The sequence below is a fragment of the Peteryoungia ipomoeae genome (assembly GCF_004912165.1).
GTDB classification, from domain to species: domain Bacteria; phylum Pseudomonadota; class Alphaproteobacteria; order Rhizobiales; family Rhizobiaceae; genus Allorhizobium; species Allorhizobium ipomoeae.
Window position 1 is genome coordinate 15,869 of sequence record NZ_STGV01000010.1, and the last position, 16,147, is coordinate 32,015.

The 16,147-nt window shown below is 60.1% G+C and carries 16 protein-coding genes and 1 pseudogene; 6 read left to right on the plus strand and 11 right to left on the minus strand.

The genetic code is table 11. The features are described 5' to 3' along the window. Positions 1-53: 53 nt before the first annotated feature. The 6 genes from FAA97_RS20300 to FAA97_RS20325 all read right to left on the minus strand — a co-directional run bounded on the left by FAA97_RS20300 (position 54) and on the right by FAA97_RS20325 (position 6,736). Positions 54-1,376 carry an ATP-binding protein gene (locus tag FAA97_RS20300; protein ID WP_168801066.1) on the minus strand — a complete coding sequence of 441 codons (1,323 nt, stop codon included), beginning with the start codon at positions 1,374-1,376 and terminating at the stop codon, positions 54-56. A gap of 40 nt (positions 1,377-1,416) precedes the next feature. After that, a complete protein-coding gene (locus FAA97_RS20305; protein WP_136600404.1) occupies positions 1,417-2,127 on the minus strand; it encodes a response regulator in 711 nt (236 codons plus the stop codon). Between the two features lie 271 nt (positions 2,128-2,398). Then, positions 2,399-2,584: a DUF2933 domain-containing protein gene (locus FAA97_RS20310; RefSeq protein WP_136600405.1), complete on the minus strand. Its 186-nt coding sequence runs from the start codon at positions 2,582-2,584 to the stop codon at positions 2,399-2,401. Continuing rightward, positions 2,581-4,788, minus strand: a complete 2,208-nt coding sequence (locus tag FAA97_RS20315) for a copper-transporting P-type ATPase (protein ID WP_136600406.1) — start codon at positions 4,786-4,788, stop codon at positions 2,581-2,583. Before FAA97_RS20315 ends, FAA97_RS20310 begins: the two co-directional genes overlap by 4 nt. A gap of 11 nt (positions 4,789-4,799) precedes the next feature. Next, positions 4,800-6,248, minus strand: a complete 1,449-nt coding sequence (locus FAA97_RS20320) for a multicopper oxidase family protein (RefSeq protein WP_136600407.1) — start codon at positions 6,246-6,248, stop codon at positions 4,800-4,802. Between the two features lie 71 nt (positions 6,249-6,319). Next, positions 6,320-6,736: a hypothetical protein gene (locus FAA97_RS20325; RefSeq protein ID WP_136600408.1), complete on the minus strand. Its 417-nt coding sequence runs from the start codon at positions 6,734-6,736 to the stop codon at positions 6,320-6,322. Between the two features lie 96 nt (positions 6,737-6,832). Between FAA97_RS20325 and FAA97_RS20330 the strand changes: the two genes are divergently transcribed. Next, on the plus strand, positions 6,833-7,111 hold the full coding sequence (locus FAA97_RS20330) for a metal/formaldehyde-sensitive transcriptional repressor (protein WP_136600409.1): 279 nt from the start codon (positions 6,833-6,835) through the stop codon (positions 7,109-7,111). Next, positions 7,108-8,061: a CDF family Co(II)/Ni(II) efflux transporter DmeF gene (gene dmeF, locus FAA97_RS20335; protein WP_136600410.1), complete on the plus strand. Its 954-nt coding sequence runs from the start codon at positions 7,108-7,110 to the stop codon at positions 8,059-8,061. The genes FAA97_RS20330 and dmeF overlap by 4 nt, the downstream gene beginning before the upstream one ends. 81 nt (positions 8,062-8,142) lie before the next feature. On the opposite strand, the gene chrA is transcribed toward dmeF, so the two are convergent. Both chrA and FAA97_RS20345 read right to left on the minus strand, forming a co-directional pair. Next, positions 8,143-9,360: a chromate efflux transporter gene (gene chrA, locus FAA97_RS20340; protein ID WP_136600411.1), complete on the minus strand. Its 1,218-nt coding sequence runs from the start codon at positions 9,358-9,360 to the stop codon at positions 8,143-8,145. After that, positions 9,357-9,701, minus strand: coding sequence for a PadR family transcriptional regulator (locus tag FAA97_RS20345; RefSeq protein WP_425467440.1), 345 nt, complete (start codon positions 9,699-9,701; stop codon positions 9,357-9,359). The genes chrA and FAA97_RS20345 overlap by 4 nt, the downstream gene beginning before the upstream one ends. A 118-nt stretch (positions 9,702-9,819) precedes the next feature. Between FAA97_RS20345 and FAA97_RS20350 the strand changes: the two genes are divergently transcribed. Next, positions 9,820-10,590 carry a sulfurtransferase gene (locus FAA97_RS20350; RefSeq protein ID WP_136600412.1) on the plus strand — a complete coding sequence of 257 codons (771 nt, stop codon included), beginning with the start codon at positions 9,820-9,822 and terminating at the stop codon, positions 10,588-10,590. A gap of 215 nt (positions 10,591-10,805) precedes the next feature. Here the strand turns inward: FAA97_RS20350 and FAA97_RS20355 are convergent, their stop codons facing one another. After that, on the minus strand, positions 10,806-11,432 hold the full coding sequence (locus tag FAA97_RS20355; protein ID WP_136600413.1) for a LysE family translocator: 627 nt from the start codon (positions 11,430-11,432) through the stop codon (positions 10,806-10,808). 169 nt (positions 11,433-11,601) lie between these two features. Between FAA97_RS20355 and FAA97_RS20360 the strand changes: the two genes are divergently transcribed. Then, the gene (locus FAA97_RS20360; RefSeq protein ID WP_136600414.1) at positions 11,602-12,213 is read left to right on the plus strand and encodes a TetR/AcrR family transcriptional regulator; all 612 of its coding nucleotides are present in this window, start codon (positions 11,602-11,604) and stop codon (positions 12,211-12,213) included. Between the two features lie 93 nt (positions 12,214-12,306). After that, positions 12,307-13,521 (plus strand): MFS transporter, encoded by a 1,215-nt coding sequence (locus tag FAA97_RS20365; RefSeq protein ID WP_136600415.1) that lies wholly within the window; start codon positions 12,307-12,309, stop codon positions 13,519-13,521. Between the two features lie 612 nt (positions 13,522-14,133). Here FAA97_RS20365 and FAA97_RS20370 read toward each other — a convergent pair. Next, positions 14,134-14,642, minus strand: a pseudogene (locus tag FAA97_RS20370) (FMN-dependent NADH-azoreductase). A gap of 41 nt (positions 14,643-14,683) precedes the next feature. After that, complete coding sequence (locus tag FAA97_RS20375) at positions 14,684-15,166, minus strand: DMT family transporter (protein ID WP_136600416.1); 483 nt, start codon at positions 15,164-15,166, stop codon at positions 14,684-14,686. 25 nt (positions 15,167-15,191) lie between these two features. Here FAA97_RS20375 and FAA97_RS20380 point away from each other — a divergent pair, with 25 nt between their 5' ends. After that, positions 15,192-16,145 (plus strand): LysR substrate-binding domain-containing protein, encoded by a 954-nt coding sequence (locus FAA97_RS20380; protein ID WP_246041604.1) that lies wholly within the window; start codon positions 15,192-15,194, stop codon positions 16,143-16,145. Positions 16,146-16,147 lie beyond the last annotated feature (2 nt).

The window sequence follows — 16,147 nt, forward strand, 5'->3', positions numbered from 1 at the left end:
CCGGTGTAGCTGCGCCTCTTTGTCCGTCGATGTCCCGATTGTTACGGAATGTTTCAGCTTGGTTTTGCCACGTCCTTCGGGAGGATGACACTTACAACCAGACCTCCTGTTTGGCGGTTCTCCAGGCGTAGCGTACCGGAATGCCCGTCAATGATCGCCTGCGCAATTGGCAATCCGAGGCCGAAGCCGCCTGTCTCGAGATTTCTCGATGGCTCAAGCCGAACGAAGGGCGAAAGGGCCCGCTCGACGTCCTGAGCCGCTATACCGGGGCCATCGTCACTGATTGCAACGAGGACGTCGGACTGCCGATCGATGACCTCGACCCGCGCCCGCTCGCCATATTTGAGTGCGTTGTCGATAAGATTGGAGAAGGCGCGCTTCAGCGCCAGCCTACGACCCGTGACGATCGCATGGGCGGCCCCGGACAGGTCGATGGATGCGCCCCGATCGGCCGCATCGTCGACCAGCGTTCCGAGGATCGCGACGATGTCGATCGGCTTCAGTTCCTCGTCGCTGCGATCTCCGCGCAGGAAGGATAGCGTCTGATCGAGCATCCGCTCCATCTCCGTCAAATCCTCGGCCATTGCATCGCGCGCGACACCATCTGCCAGATCCTCGGCTCTGAACCGCAGTCGTGTGATCGGAGTCTTCAGATCATGCGAAACGGCTGCGAGCGCTTGGGTGCGGTCTTCGATCAATCGCTCGATGCGCCGTTGCATATCATTGAAGGCGGCAGCGAGTTCAACCACCTCTCGCGGCCCGGTTTCCGGAACGGGAACGACAGTCTTGCCCCGGTAGAAATCCTTGGCCGCAGTAGCCACCGCTGTCAGCGGACGAGTAAACCAACGCACCAGAAGCATTGAGACGATGATTGCCCCGAGAGCCATCAGCGTCGTCGAAACCAGCATTCCTCCCGGCGGCGGCACCTTGCGGTCCCAGGAAACAAGATGGACATTAATCCATGACGCATCGGGGAGCTTGATCGAAACGACTGCCAGATGCGGATCGTCATCCGCCTGGTTATCCGACCCGATGATAAGACCATCCTCGGCGATTTCAGGGGCAAGCTCTCTCAGATTGCGGCGGAGCGGCTCCCAATTTTCTGCTCCGGTCGCGCCCGCAACGGCATAGGGCGTTGCTCCCCAGTGAGCGTCGATCGAACCGCCGGAGAAGTCGTGAGCTACCTGCTCGCGCTCCTCAATGGGGGCACGCATGACGGATCGCTTGATGGTCAGAAGCTGGTCAGCGAGCCGCACTTCATTCGCAAGATCCAGTTCCTGCTCAAGACTCTGGTGGTAGGTGAACAGGCTGCCAAAATGCACAAGAGAGATGCCAAACAGCACAACGAGCGCCGTTCGCAGTCTCAGGCTGTCCATCGACCGCCACCAACGCTGCATTCGTGTTTCGTGACGACAATCAGGCACGGACGACATCCGTCGCAAACAGATAACCCGCGCCTCGAACTGTCTTGATGAGGTCTTCGCGCCCATCGAGCTTGCGACGGAGACGACTGACCTGAACATCGATCGAGCGATCATAGCCTTCGATCGCACGATTGCGGGCCGCGTCCAGCAGGAACTCGCGGGTCAGCACGCGCTGCGGCGCCTCAAGGAAAGCCAGCAACAGGTCGTATTCACCCGTCGACAGATCCACGACCACGCCGCTCGGTGCGGTCAGTTCTCGCTTCATCGCGTCGAGCGACCATCCAGCAAAGCTGAAGCTCCGACCGGTACGGTCCGTCGCCGGGTTACCAGAAGCTCGGGTACGGCGCAGCACCGCACCGATGCGTGCCAGCAATTCGCGAGGATTGAAGGGTTTCGGGAGATAGTCGTCAGCCCCAACCTCAAGACCGATGATGCGATCGGTCTCGTCGCCTTTGGCCGTCAGCATGATGATCGGGACGGAGGAAGTGCGTCGCAGTTCGCGACAGATCTCCAGCCCGTTCTTCCCCGGGAGCATGAGATCGAGCACGATGAGATCGACCGAAGTGCGTTTCAGGGTCTCAGCCATCTCGACCCCGTTGCGCGCCGTGTGAACGCGAAAGCCGTTCGCCCGCAGGAACTTGGCGACCAGAATCAGGATCTGGCCGTCGTCATCCACGATCAGGATTTCGGCTGAGGCATCCAAGGCTGTTCTCTCCGCAGCTTCACCTACTTTGCAGGCTCCGGAATTAGCAGAGCGACGCGCAGCAATTTGTGTCCCGAAGGTAACAGATTGTTTCAACAGCAGAAGCCCTAAGATCGGGAAGACGGCTTTAACTGACAGCGAGAGTCTGGCTTTTGCGGGGAAAGGCTGAAGGCCGCCTCTCGGGGCGCTGCGCGCAGCCAGATTCCAGCAGGAAATAACCTTTCGGCAATCGTCGACAAGTTCATCGTGCCGGATGCCGGTCGCTCGCTATTCAATGTCGGTGATCCCTATGGTCGTGACCGCCATGTCGATGAAACAGGTGCATGAGCGGGCAGGCCAACAAGATCAGATAGGGCAAATAACCAAGCACGTGCCCCCAGTGCTCACGAAGGATGTAGAACACCAGGATCAGGGCCAGAGATGCGCCCATCAGCAGGAGCGTGCGGTTGGCCGTCATATCTTCATGCTCCTCAACCTGAGAGAGTTGGCGATCACACTGACCGAAGACAGTGCCATCGCCGCCGCCGCGATGATCGGTGAGAGCAACAGACCAAAGACGGGATAAAGGACGCCCGCCGCGACCGGCACGCCTGCCGCATTGTAAATGAAGGCGAAGAAGAGGTTCTGCCGGATGTTGCGCATCGTCGCGCGGCTCATCTGCCTTGCCCGGACGATGCCCTGAAGGTCTCCCTTCAGAAGGGTGACACCGGCACTCTCGATGGCAACGTCGGTTCCGGTTCCCATGGCAACACCTACATCTGCTGCGGCCAGTGCAGGAGCATCATTCACACCGTCGCCCGCCATGGCAACGATCCTGCCTTCACTGCGCAGCCGCGAGACGATCTTGCTCTTGTCCTCAGGCAGGACTTCCGCTTCCACCTCCGAGATCCCGAGGCGGCGTGCTACGGCAAGAGCGGTTGTCTTGTTGTCGCCCGTCAGCATGACGACGCGAATACCGTCTTCGATGAGCGCCTTCACCGCATCCGGTGTCGTCGCCTTAATGGGATCGGCAATGGCAAAGAGACCTGCCAAGTGGCCGTCAATAGCGATGAAAATGACCGTTGCGCCCTCGTTACGAAGCTCTTCTGCCTTTGCAGTCATCGCGGTAACGTCGACACCTTCTTCCTCCATGATGCGGTGGCTGCCGAGGATCAGCCGCTTGCCTTCGACCACGCCTGTCGCGCCTTTGCCCACAGGACTGTCAAAGTCGGTAGCATCTCCCAGAGCGATGCCACGGTTGTTGGCCGCATTGACGATTGCCAGTGCCAGCGGATGTTCGCTTGAACGCTCGACTGTGGCCGCGAGCCGCAGCAATTCGGATTCTGATATGCCTGCGACCGCGGCGATCGCTGTCACCTCGGGTCGCCCCTCCGTCAAAGTGCCTGTCTTGTCGACGACCAGCGTATCGACCTTCTCGAAGCGCTCCAGGGCCTCGGCGTTTTTGATCAGCACGCCGAGGCTCGCCCCGCGACCGACGCCGACCATGATCGACATGGGCGTTGCAAGCCCGAGGGCACAGGGGCAGGCGATGATAAGAACGGCAACTGCCGCCACTAAGGCATGGGCGAAACGAGGCTCCGGCCCATAGGTCATCCAGGCAGCGAACGCGACGAGTGCCACCCCAATGACGACCGGAACGAACCAGCCCGAGACTTCATCGGCGAGACGTTGGATGGGTGCCCGAGAGCGTTGGGCCTCTGCGACCATGCGGACGATCTGTGAGAGCATGGTGTCGCTGCCGACCTTGCCAGCCTCCATGACGAAACCACCGGTCTGGTTCATGGTCCCGCCGATCAGCTTCGACCCGACATCCTTGGTGATGGGCATCGATTCGCCCGTAATCATGGATTCGTCAACGGAGCTTCGGCCCTCCAGAAGCAAGCCATCAACTGGCACCTTCTCTCCCGGTCGAACGCGCAGGCGGTCGCCAACAGCCACGGCGTCGAGACCGACATCCTCATCTATACCATCGGCGCGCACGCGCCGTGCGGTCTTCGGTGCCAGATCGAGAAGCGCGCGGATGGCACCGCCCGTCTGTTCGCGCGCCCTCAGCTCCAGAACCTGACCAAGCAGGACCAGGACCGTGATGACGGCAGCAGCCTCGAAATAGACGGCGACCGAACCTCCCTCTGCGCGGAACGTGACCGGAAACAGTCCAGGCGCAACGGTCGCGACAACGCTGTATATCCAGGCAGCACCCGTTCCCATCGATATCAGGGTGAACATGTTCAGGCGGCGCGTCACCAAGGATTTCCAGCCGCGTTCGAAGAAGGGCGATCCGGACCAAAGGACAACAGGTGTCGCGAGCACCAACTGCAGCCAGTTCGATGTCTGTTGCCCCAGTATCATATGAAGGTTCGTGAGATGCCCACCCATTTCCAAGGCAAGCACCGGGATGCTGAGGCCGAGGCCGATCCAGAACCGTCTGGTCATGTCCACAAGTTCCGGACTGGGGCCCGTTTCCAGGGTCGCCACTTCCGGTTCCAGCGCCATTCCGCAGATGGGGCAATTGCCGGGCTCCGTTTGGCGGATTTGGGGATGCATGGGGCAGGTGTAGATCGACGCTTTGACAATGCTCGGGCCACCGGGCTTGAATGAAGAAGCTGCCGGATCGTGCGAATGTCCGTGGTGGTGGTGATGCGCGTGACTTGCGTTGTTCATCTCGCCCTCCTTTAACCCTGCTGGACATAGTCGACGAATGTCATCATGCCCGTCGCCATGTGATAGAGATGATGGCAATGTAGCGGCCAACGGCCTGCATTATTTGCGTCGAACTCGATCGATACACGCGCCATGGGCGGCAGCATCACAGTGTCCCGCATAGCGCCGGAAATGTTCTTGCCGTTGATTTCTGTGACCTGGAAGTGATGGCCATGCAGATGCATCGGATGGGCCATCATCGAGATGTTGTGCATGGAAATCCGAATGCGCTGTCCGCTGCGGACTTCGATGGGGCTGTCGGTTTCGATGGACCAGCGATAGGTCGCCATGTCACCGCCCAGCATCAGCGCAAACTGCCGATCAACAGCGCGCCGTGCCAGCGGTGTCAGGCCTTGAAGGCTTTGCTCCAGCGAAAGGTCAAGAACCGGGCCCCTGGCTGCCGCAGTGGTTTCAAGCTTTTGCACTCGTGCGGAGGCGGTGGCGAGGATCACGCCAGTGCGCTCACTGGCCCCTTCCCGCAGAGCCAGTATAGGATATGCCCCGTCGGCAGGCGGCAAGGCCAGACGGATGTCGGCCCGTTGGCCCATCGACAAGGGGAACTGACGGCCGCGGACCGGGACGACGTCCATCCCGTCGACAGCGATCAGCTCGCCCTCGAGTTCGCCAGTATCGATCGTGAAGGCGGTTGCCGTGGCGCCATTTATGATGCGCAGCCTGATGCGGCCGCCCCGATCTACCCTAACGATCTCGGGGTCATCGAGCGTCCGGTCATTGGCGAGATAGGCGTCATACTCGATGTCGTTCAGGTCCATGCCCGTCATCATATGAGGCCCCGCCGAAGTTTCAGCCGAGCCCATCTGATGGCCACCATGCATGTTCATCATGGAGGACATATCTCCGTGTCCGGAGGGCATGGCATGACCGCCACCGCTCTGAAGGTCGGAAAGCAGTTCCTCGGGCGACTTGAAGGAGAAATCATGCAGGAGCACGATGACCTCTTGCTCGTCGCGGGCAAGATCCTCGGCGGTTCGTATGATCAGGGGTGCCGCGAGCAGGCTCTGCTCCTGCAGAGTGTGGGCATGCATCCAATGGGTACCGCCTCTCGGCAAGGGAAAATTGTAGGCCCGGCTTTCCTTAGGCGGAAGCAGCGCAGCTGGGTTTCCCGGCACCCCGTCCAAATCCCAAGGCGGCGTAAGCCCATGCCAGTGGATGAGCGTCTCCTCGTCGCTTTCGTTGCGAAGAAGAACGTCGAAGTCCGAGGGCGCGTTGAGGACCAGCCCGGCGTTTCCGGCCTTGTCGGTCAGTCCGAAGACGGAAGCAGCCTTGCCGTTGACGTCCAGGGTCCGTTTACCGATCACAAGCTCGCTCGTTTGTGTGGCGGAGTTTGCCCAGGCATGGCCGAGGGGGGACAGGGCCACGGAACCCAAGGCGAGCGATTTCAGAAAGTCTCTGCGATACATGATGTTTCTCTCGATCCGGCCGTCGTGACGACCGCTGCTGTTGAAATGAAATTGCGCATCAAGCGCTTTCTTCAGACAGCGGTTCGAGGGGGATGACGTGCGGGAGAAGGGATCTGCCCCTGAAGGGGTGAGCACGCAGTGATAGGGACAAGCACACGGGCGAATTTTTCAGCAAACAGCGACATCACTGAGAACGACGGAGCGCACAGCGTGCAGGCCTGCGCACAACAGTCATGCGTGGCCGAGTGGTCCATATCCGTCTGGCCGTCTATCTGGATATGGTTTTCACCGCCGGCATGGAGGATTTGAGACGAGCAGGGCGGTGGACCGGCATGTGACTGGGTGGACGCGAACAGAAGCGTCATCGCCACTAAGGCGACGGTCAGCATGACCCAATTCTGTAGCCTCAAAATACCACTCATCACCTTCTCTCTCTCGATATTACCAGAATAGGCGTTTTCGAGCCCTTGCGGATTGATGTCGGTCAACCGGAAATCAAGCTTGCAGCTTCCCATGATGGGAAGGTCAAGTGCCCCGAAGCGCAAGCTTGCGGCAATAGCAAATATAGGGTACCCCTCTATGGTATGAGCCATACCAATAAGCACAAAGACAAGCTGCTCGCCCGCGTTCGACGGCTTAAGGGACAGATCGAGGCAGTGGAACGATCGCTGGAGAGCGATGCCTCTTGCGGTGAGGTCTTGAACCTGGTCGCGTCTATTCGGGGTGCTGTCACTGGGCTGACCGGAGAACTGATCGAAGACCACATCCGCGAGCACGTTTCGAACCCGCAAACCGATCCCGATCAGGCTCGAGCACAGGGTGCGACTGAACTCATCGATGCCATCAGGACCTATCTGAAATGACCGCGGACACTCGCCTTCAGTCCCCTCACGAGCACATTTTCCTCGGTGACGACCACGCACGCAACGAGCGCCGTACCTGGCTCGTGATTGTGATTACTGCGACCATGATGGTGATCGAGATCGCCGCCGGCTCGCTGTACGGATCGATGGCACTTGTAGCCGATGGCTGGCACATGTCGACGCACGCGGCCGCTATGTTGATTGCAGCCCTCGCCTATATGTTCGCCCGCAAGAATGCCCATAACCCACGGTTTACCTTCGGCACAGGCAAACTCGGTGACCTTGCGGCCTTCGGCAGTGCAGTCGTCCTGGCGCTGATTGCGCTATTGATCGGCTGGGAGAGCCTGATGCGCCTCTACAGTCCGGTAGCGATCGATTTCCCGCAGGCAATCTCGGTGGCGGTGGTAGGTCTCGGTGTGAATCTGCTGTGCGCATGGCTACTGCGTGACGATCACTCGCATCACCACCATGGACACGACCACCATCATTCTCATGACAGTGACAGCCACGGGCATCATCATGCGGCAGCTACCGACAACAATCTCCGTGCTGCCTATCTTCACGTGCTAGCAGATGCCCTGACTTCGGTTCTCGCGATCGCGGCGCTGATTTTTGGAAGCCTCTACGGCTGGAACTGGATGGACCCTGCTATGGGTATCGTCGGCGGTCTGGTGATTGCACGTTGGTCGTGGGGTTTGATGCGGGATACGGGCGCTGTCCTGCTTGACTATCTTCCGCCGCATGAGGATCTACCGCAAGAAATTCGGGACATCATCGAGACCGAAGGAGACGAGATAGTCGATCTGCATGTCTGGCAGCTCGGTCCAGGACATCATGGAGCCATCGTCGCGCTCCGTTCACCAGCACCGCTACCCGTCGCAGCCTACAAAGCCAAGTTGGCCGCTATTCACGATCTCTCTCACGTCACGGTCGAAGTGCAGTCCGCCTAAGCTCCTGGATCAGGAGACGAATATCCGATGAAGGCGATCGCATTATTCGGCTCGCATTGATGGTGTTTCGGCAAGGCCGTCCTAGTCAATCACGGCCAACCCCACGCCACCGACTGCGGCTACAACTACGACGATCCACGGCGGAAGCTTCCACGCCATCAACAGGACGAAACAAAGAAGCGCCAGCGTGAAGTCACGCATGTTGCCGATCGCGCTGGTGAACACAGGGGAATAGAGTGCAGCAGCGAGGATGCCGACGACAGCAGCGTTTGCTCCCTGCATCACGGACTGCGCCGTCGCCATCGAGCGGAAGCGATCCCAGTACGGTAGCACGCCGACGAGAAGCAGAAAGCCAGGCAGGAAAACCGACAGAAGCGCGATCATCGCACCTGCGATACCATTCGGCTCGGGACCGAGCACAGCACCCAGATAGGCGGCGAAGGTGAACAGCGGTCCGGGGACGGCTTGAGTGGCTCCATAACCTGCGAGGAACGCGTCAGGTGTAACCCAGCCCGGCTGGACGACTTCGGCCTCGAGAAGGGGCAAGACCACGTGGCCGCCGCCAAACACCAGTGATCCTGCGCGGTAGAAGCTGTCGGCGACGGCGAATGTTTGGCCGTACTTGGCAAGCAAGGGCAGCGCCACCAGCAGGCCGAAAAAGGCGATGAGTGCCGCAGCCGCGCCCCGGCGTGATACCGGCATCGTCACATGGCCGCTCAAGGGCGTGCCGGTGCCACGGCCGAGGAGAAGACCTGCAATGGCGCCAGCGAGGATCGCTCCAACCATACCGAAGGCACCCGGGAGGAAAGCAAGGATCGCGACGGCCAGGACCGCGATCGCTGCCCTTTCCTTGTCCGGGCAGAGGTTTTTTGCCATGCCCCAGACCGCCTGCGCCACGATGGCGACGGCGACGATTTTGAGACCATGCAGCGCGCCCGTTCCAATTGGCCCGGATATGCTTGCAGCCGAGAGGGCAAACACCAGGAGGATCAGCGCGGACGGTAGGGTAAAGGCTGTGAACGCTGCAAGCGCCCCAAGCCAGCCCGCGCGCATCATGCCGAGAGCAAAACCAACCTGGCTGGAGGCAGGACCGGGCAGGAATTGGCATAGTGCTACCAGATCGGCATAAGCGTGGTCGGAAAGCCATGCGCGCCTGTTGACGAGTTCTTCCCGGAAATAACCAAGGTGAGCGATCGGACCGCCGAAGGATGTCAGGCCGAGTTTGAGGAAGGTGGTGAAGACTTCCGATGGCGTGCCTTCCGGCATCTTCGTCTCGGTCGTGATCGCGCTATCCGTCATGAGGTTCCAGCCTCTCCCTTGAGTTCTTTCAACTGGATCTTGGCGACCGCCAGGCCTTCGCGCCCGAGATCCGTGATGGCGTAGAATTTTCGTGATGTGCGCCCGTCGCGCTCAGTCGTACTGGAAAGGTAGCCGTCCCGCTCCATCTTCGATAGCATCGGATACAGCGTACCGGGAGACAGGCGGTAGCCGTGTCGGCCCAGTTCGTCGATCATCCATTGCCCATAGACCGGATGCTGCGCTGCGTGATGCAGGATATGCAGCCGAACCAGGCCCGAGAGCAAATCATGGTGGTCCATACGGCTCGACATGGAGGCACTGTCCGATTTCGTTATCGACATCCGATAAACCATCCTCTAGTTTCGAGGTCAATCCTTGTTCAATAGCGATGGGCAGAATGAAGCCCGGGGACAAGGGGCCAACGTCGCAACCATTTTGGCCCGCAGACTGGAGAAGACCATGGACCACGCCCCTCTCATCAGCGCCAACGAGCTTCAGATGCTTTCGCCGCTACGATTGCTTTACGTGCCGGGCGGCGGCGAACGAGCGGACGGACTTGCCAGCGTTCCAATTGATGACTGGATCGAGACCGCCAAGCGCAGCCAGAGCGGCTTTGACGACCTCACCTTTTGGCATCGTGAGCTTCAGGCACTCGGGGTCGGACCGGACGCTATGACTGTCGTGCTCGACGATGGCCGCATGACCGAGGCTGCCCGTGTCTGGTTTATTCTGCAATATTTCGGGCTGCCCGTGGCCGTTCTCAATGGCGGGTTATCCGCACTGAACCAAGTACCGGAGCAGTTGGCTCCTCATTCGACCCCTCTGAATCTCCGGCCCGGCTCAGGTCGCGTGGGACTGAGGGACAGGTTCACCCTCAGAGGTGAGCTGGAAAACGTGCAGATATTCGACGCACGCACCGGTGCAGAGTATCGCGGCGAGGATCTGAAGGGAAACTCACGCGGCGGACATCTGCCGGGTGCCATCAATCTTTCGCATGACGTGCTATTGGATGGGCAGCGTCTGCGCGACGCCCGCGAGATTGAAAACCTCCTGGATGCGGCCGGCCTGAGCGGTGATCTGCCGATCGTCAGCCACTGCAACGGTGGCGGTCGCGCTGCACTTGCGGCACTCGCCGCCGTGGTTGCAGGGCGGAGCGATGTGAATGTCTACTATCTGAGTTTTGCCGATTGGGCAGCAGATGAGAGTTGTGCAATCAGCACGCCGCGCTGAAAACTGGCAGGCACGACTGCAGCTTGGATCCTATGCTGTTGTGAGCGGAGGCCGTGCTGCTGGTCCCGTTCCAGCCGTTCATTGGGACTCATATGCTGTCTCCTGTGAGCGCTAAGCGGTCATAGCATTCGCCTTGAAAGGATATGAACCGTCGGCCACCTTTGAGACCCTACCCTCAGCCATCAGTTTCCCAGCGGGGATGATTGCAACAGGCTCTAGGATTTCAAGGCCAAAGCCCAGGCCGCAGCGATCATCGCGCCACCTGCAACCCGTTGCGCCGCGCGGCGGTAGGGCCATCCCTGAGAAGCTTTTGCGATCGTGGCAGCGGTCACCGCATAGCCAATCTTCACGCCCGCAACTGCAATCACCGTGATGGCCGCAATCAAGGCGATATCGGTTATCGTCACGGCGGTCAGGTCGACGAAGACGGGGAACAGCGCCGCATAAAACAGGATCGCCTTTACATCACCGAGTGTCAGCCCGATCCCGGCGGCGAAGCTGATCCAAAGACCGCCCGGCCCGCCCGCCGCGGCGGAGCCACTCAACGCGGCAGGCTCGCTCCGGATCAAGCTGATCCCGAACCAGACAAGATAGGCTGCGGCGGCATAGCGCAGCACTGTAAAGAATGTCCCCATTGCCTCGGCCATCGCGGCCAGCCCGACGACGGCCAGAGCGACAAAGACCAGGTCCCCCATGGCGATCCCCAGCGAGGCTGCAATGCCATGGCGCACGCCATGGGTTGCCGAGCGAACGACAACGAGCGCCACACTTGAACTGGGCAAAGCGGCCAGAGCGATCATGGCCAGGAAAAGCGACAGCGATCCCGTGAAAGTTATAAGCATATCCTCCAGCCGACAGACAAGGCGACAGGTTAGGATCAGAGTACCGTGGCTGCAAGTTGCAGGGTTGAAGATGCAGGGTGGATCGCGGCAAGATCGTCTTTCTCTCCCGCTGCAGGCATAACCATGCGGATTTCAGGATGCGGTTTGATTACCCGGAGGACAGATCGACATGACCGAAACAACGGCAGCCCGCATCATCGCAGCGGCAGAGACACTGTTTTACGAACACGGGCTGCGCAGCGTGGGTGTCGATGCGATTGCCGAGCGTGCCGGCGTGACGAAACGCACGCTCTATAACCATTTTCAAAGCAAGGATGCCCTGATCGCCGCCTATCTGGAGGCGCGCGACAGCGCGACCGTGGAACGCTACCGCACATGGCTGGGCGATCGGGGCCGACCGTTGCCCGAGCGCGTGGAGGGCATGTTCGCGGCCCTTGCCGATCACGCCCGGAACCCCAGATGGCGTGGCTGCGGCTTCACCCGCGCGGCCGTCGAATTGGCCGGTCAGCCGGGACATCCGGCGGTCCTGATGGCCTCGCGGCACAAGAAACGCTTTGCCGCTTGGCTGGAACAAGAACTGCGTGACGGTGGGGCGCGAGACCCGCGGCCGCTGGCGTTGCATATCGCCATGATGATCGAAGGCGCGATCGCCTATATGCTCATTCACGGAGATACATCTTACGCCATGTCGGCCGGGGAGGCCGCAGCCAGCCTTGTCGCCAGCGATATGAACGAGGGGGCATCATCGCGGGGCGAGGCCCGCCTCTCCATCCGAAGCTGACCTGAAGACTGGCGAGCGCCAGTATACCGACTAGTGAATGTCTTCTGACATGCGGATGCCTAAGGTCGGCATTTTCGGCAAGGGGAACATCACATGTCAAAACGGACCAGCGCGGACTGGACGCCGGCCCTCCTGATCTCGCTCGTCGCTGCAGGATCGATCCTGTCGCTGTCCATGGGACTTCGCCAGAGCCTCGGGCTCTTCATGGAGCCCATGGTGCGCGGGGGTGCGGTCACTGTCGCGACCTTCGGCTTCGCAATGGCGATGCAGAACCTGGCCTGGGGAATCGGCCAGCCCTTCATGGGCGCTATCTGCGACCGGTATGGCGGGCGCCTCGTCGTGGCTGGGGCCGCCGTCCTCTATTGCGCCGGTCTGGCGATGATGGTCTCGGGCGGCGCACTCGGCCTCTATATCGGCGGCGGGCTTCTGATCGGACTTGCGGTGGCGGCGACATCACACGGCGTGCTGGTCGGCATCATCTCGCGGCTCGCCTCTCCTGCGATCCGCGCCACAGCCGTATCGATACTCGCAGCGGTCGGATCGCTCGGAACCTTTGTCGTAGCGCCGGCGACCCAGGCGATAATCGGGCGATGGAACTGGCAAACCGCGTTGGCGGGGCTTGCGCTGCTGGCGGCCTCCCTGACGGCAATGGCTTTTCTGTTCCGCCGCAACGCGCCACGCGCCACAGGCGCGCCGGCGAGCCCCAATGCCCGCCGCGCGATTGGCCAAGCCCTGTCGAACCGCAGCTTTGTCATCACGACCCTGGCCTTCTTCGCTTGCGGGTTCCAGCTGATCTTCATCGCTACCCATCTGCCAAACTTCATCGCTATCTGCGGCCTGCCCCCGTCCGTCGGCGCCAATGCGCTAGCCTTGATCGGCATATGCAATGCCTTCGGCACGCTGCTTGCGGGATACCTTTGCCAACGCTGGGGAAACGGGCCTGTGCTGGCAATGATCTATCTCTTGCGCACCCTGTCGATAGCGCTGTTTTTCGCCTTGCCCGTCACTGTAGAGACCACGCTCATCTTCGCTGCCGCGATGGGCTTTCTGTGGCTCAGCGTCGTGCCTCCGATCAGCGGGATCATCAATAGCCTGTTCGGGCCCGCCAACTTCGGCACCCTCTTCGGCGTGATGTTCCTCAGCCATCAGATCGGCGCCTTCCTCGGCGCCTGGCTTGGCGGGCTGAGCTATCAGATCAGCGGCACTTATTCGATGGGCTGGCTCGCACTGGTCGCCGTCGGAGCGATGGCGGTGGTACTGCAGCTTGGCGCTAGCATGGAACGGACGCTACGTCTTCCTTCATCATGACCAAGGGTTCGGTCCTTGGCCGGCAGCCAGTCATACCGCCAACAAAACCCAACCGTCGCCCATATGGCTGAAAAACGGAAAGGCCTTGAATGGAGTTCAGCTGTTGGCCCCGCTATTCCGCAACGTCTTGCGGTTGATTGGAATTGAACCGGGGACAAATCGGTGTGGTAACCTATGCATTGGGAGATGGGTTCTGCTGGCGCAGTAGAATTATGGAACTAAACGATGCGCTTGTTTAAGAGAAATGAAAAATGAGATTATTTCTATATTTGGTTGGAGTGGGCCTTATCATGGCTTTCGGCCTGCCATTTGCTGCTTCTATGGTGGGGCAACGGGCGTTCACTGCTTGTGTAAGTAGGCTTGGGGCGGACCCACCCAATCTGCCCACCGCTGTCGAGGCTTTTGACGCATGCGCGATGGATCAGGGAGCGAAGCTTCGTGCGGTCGAAGTTCCGCCAATGCCGCGCAAGCCAAATTCCTACACCGCCAATTGGGCATTCTGGGACTAAATACCTGCCCGGTTGGGCGCGTGGTGGAGTGACGCGGAGAAGGCTGGCCGGCCCCACGCGCAGAATTAGACCTTACAGCAAATATCGAGGGTCGAAATGGTGTTCATCGCGGCCTGCCTGCTGCTTTCTTTTTGTGCCTACTGATGGCGAGGCCATCTGCGGCGATCACCTCGAGCTTAGTTACGCCAATGAATCCGAATATAGAACGAAGGTAGGCCTCGGCGTGTTCGCCCGGAGCCAAGGCGTTGCCCGTTCGATAGTCCCGCCGCGCGCCACGGCGAGAATGACCCGGTTGTTTCTTGACAAGCCTTCGGGGCCATGGGGTGTGCAGCGGAATGTTCGGCCTGGAACCACGATCCGGTCAATCCATGCCTTGAGCTGGCTTGAGACACCCAAGTTGTAAAGCGCGACGCCATTGACGATGACATCGGCCGCCAAGAACTCGCTGAGAACGCCTTCACCGATGACTGCCGGGGCGGCGGGAAGCAGGTCGTCGGCAGTCAGATGTGGCAGAGGGCGGGTGACCAGATCTCGATGAACGATGGCCGCGGCTAGTACACGGCTTACGGACTGATCGCCGAGGATGCTGGAATCGATATGAAGCAGTTTCAACATTGATCTTTCCTAGATTTTACGGTGCGCAGTTCGTGCTTTCACGAACTGGCATGCGGCTTCAAGCCCAGCGCTTGCAGCTGCATTACGAGCAGTCCGAGGATAATCAGGCCGAGACCTGCAAGACGCGACCACGAGACAGGCTTTTGCGGCAGGCCGACGAGGCCCCACTGGTCAATGACAATTGACGCCAGCATCTGCCCGGCGATGGCCGCCATGATGAAGCCGGCAGCACCGAGCTTCGGCGCAAGCATGAGTGCGCCAGTTATATAGACGACGCCGACAACTCCACCGATCCATATCCAGCGCGGCGCTTGGGCGAGATACGAAGGGGTAGGCGCCTGTACTTTCGCCAACACCATGACGGGCACGATGCAGGCAAAGCTGACGCATAAGGATACGAGCGTGCCCCACAGTGGATGGCCAAGCGTCCGTCCGAGGGCCGCATTGGCCCCGGCCTGAAACGGAACGACCGCACCGCTGATAACGGCGGCAAAAATGAGAAAAAGTGCATTGGTCTGCATGGGGGAAACCTCCGATGCATAGAAGGTGCACTATTTACTTTGTCGATGGAAATTCCGATGTAATATCGCGTTTATGCATAGCACGAATATTCTTCGCGGCATCGACCTCAATCTCTTGGTGGTCCTTGATGTTCTCCTGGCCGAACGGCATGTCTCGCGTACGGCCGCCAGGCTCAATATGAGCCAACCCGCCGTCAGCCACGCGCTCGCGCGACTACGACTGCTGTTCGATGATCCCTTGCTGATCCGCCGTGGTGGGCAGCTTGTCCCTAGTTCCAAGGCGCTGGAGATTGCGTCGGTTCTCAGCGAAGCGCTGCGGCAGATGCGGGAAGTACTTGGCCCGGGCGGCTTTGACCCTCAGCGGGAGAAACGGACCTTTCGTCTTGCGATGTCCGATTACGGCTCTGCCATGGTCCTTCCCGGGCTTTTGCAACGACTGCGGCTTGAAGCGCCGAACATTGATGTGGTGGTCAAACAAGCAAGCCGGGAAGCCATGCTTCGGCTGCTGCTGGACGGCGAATGCGATCTCGCGCTCGGCGTCTTCCCCGATCTTCCCGAACGCCTCGAAACCGCTGAGCTTGCTATCGAGCATTTCGCCTGCCTTGCGGACCGGCAGAAAATGGCGGGCAAGGACCGGCTCGATCTAGAAACCTATCTTTCTCGTCCCCATGTCCTTGTCGCAATGACAGACGGTGCAAACACCGAGATCGACACGGCCCTGCACGTCATGGGCCATCGGCGCCGCATTGCGGTGACGCTGCCGCATTGGGGAAACGCGCCGCGGCTGATCCAAGGGACGGATTTGGTCCTGACCGTTGCGCGCAATGCTCTTGCGCCATTCAAAGACGACACGTCGCTGATCCTCTTCGATCCACCATTTCAGATACCGCCCTTTGCCTTCGTCCAAGTTTGGCATGAACGACGCAGCGGCGACCCGGCCCACATGTGGTTGCGGGATGCCGTGGCGATCGCATGTTGACG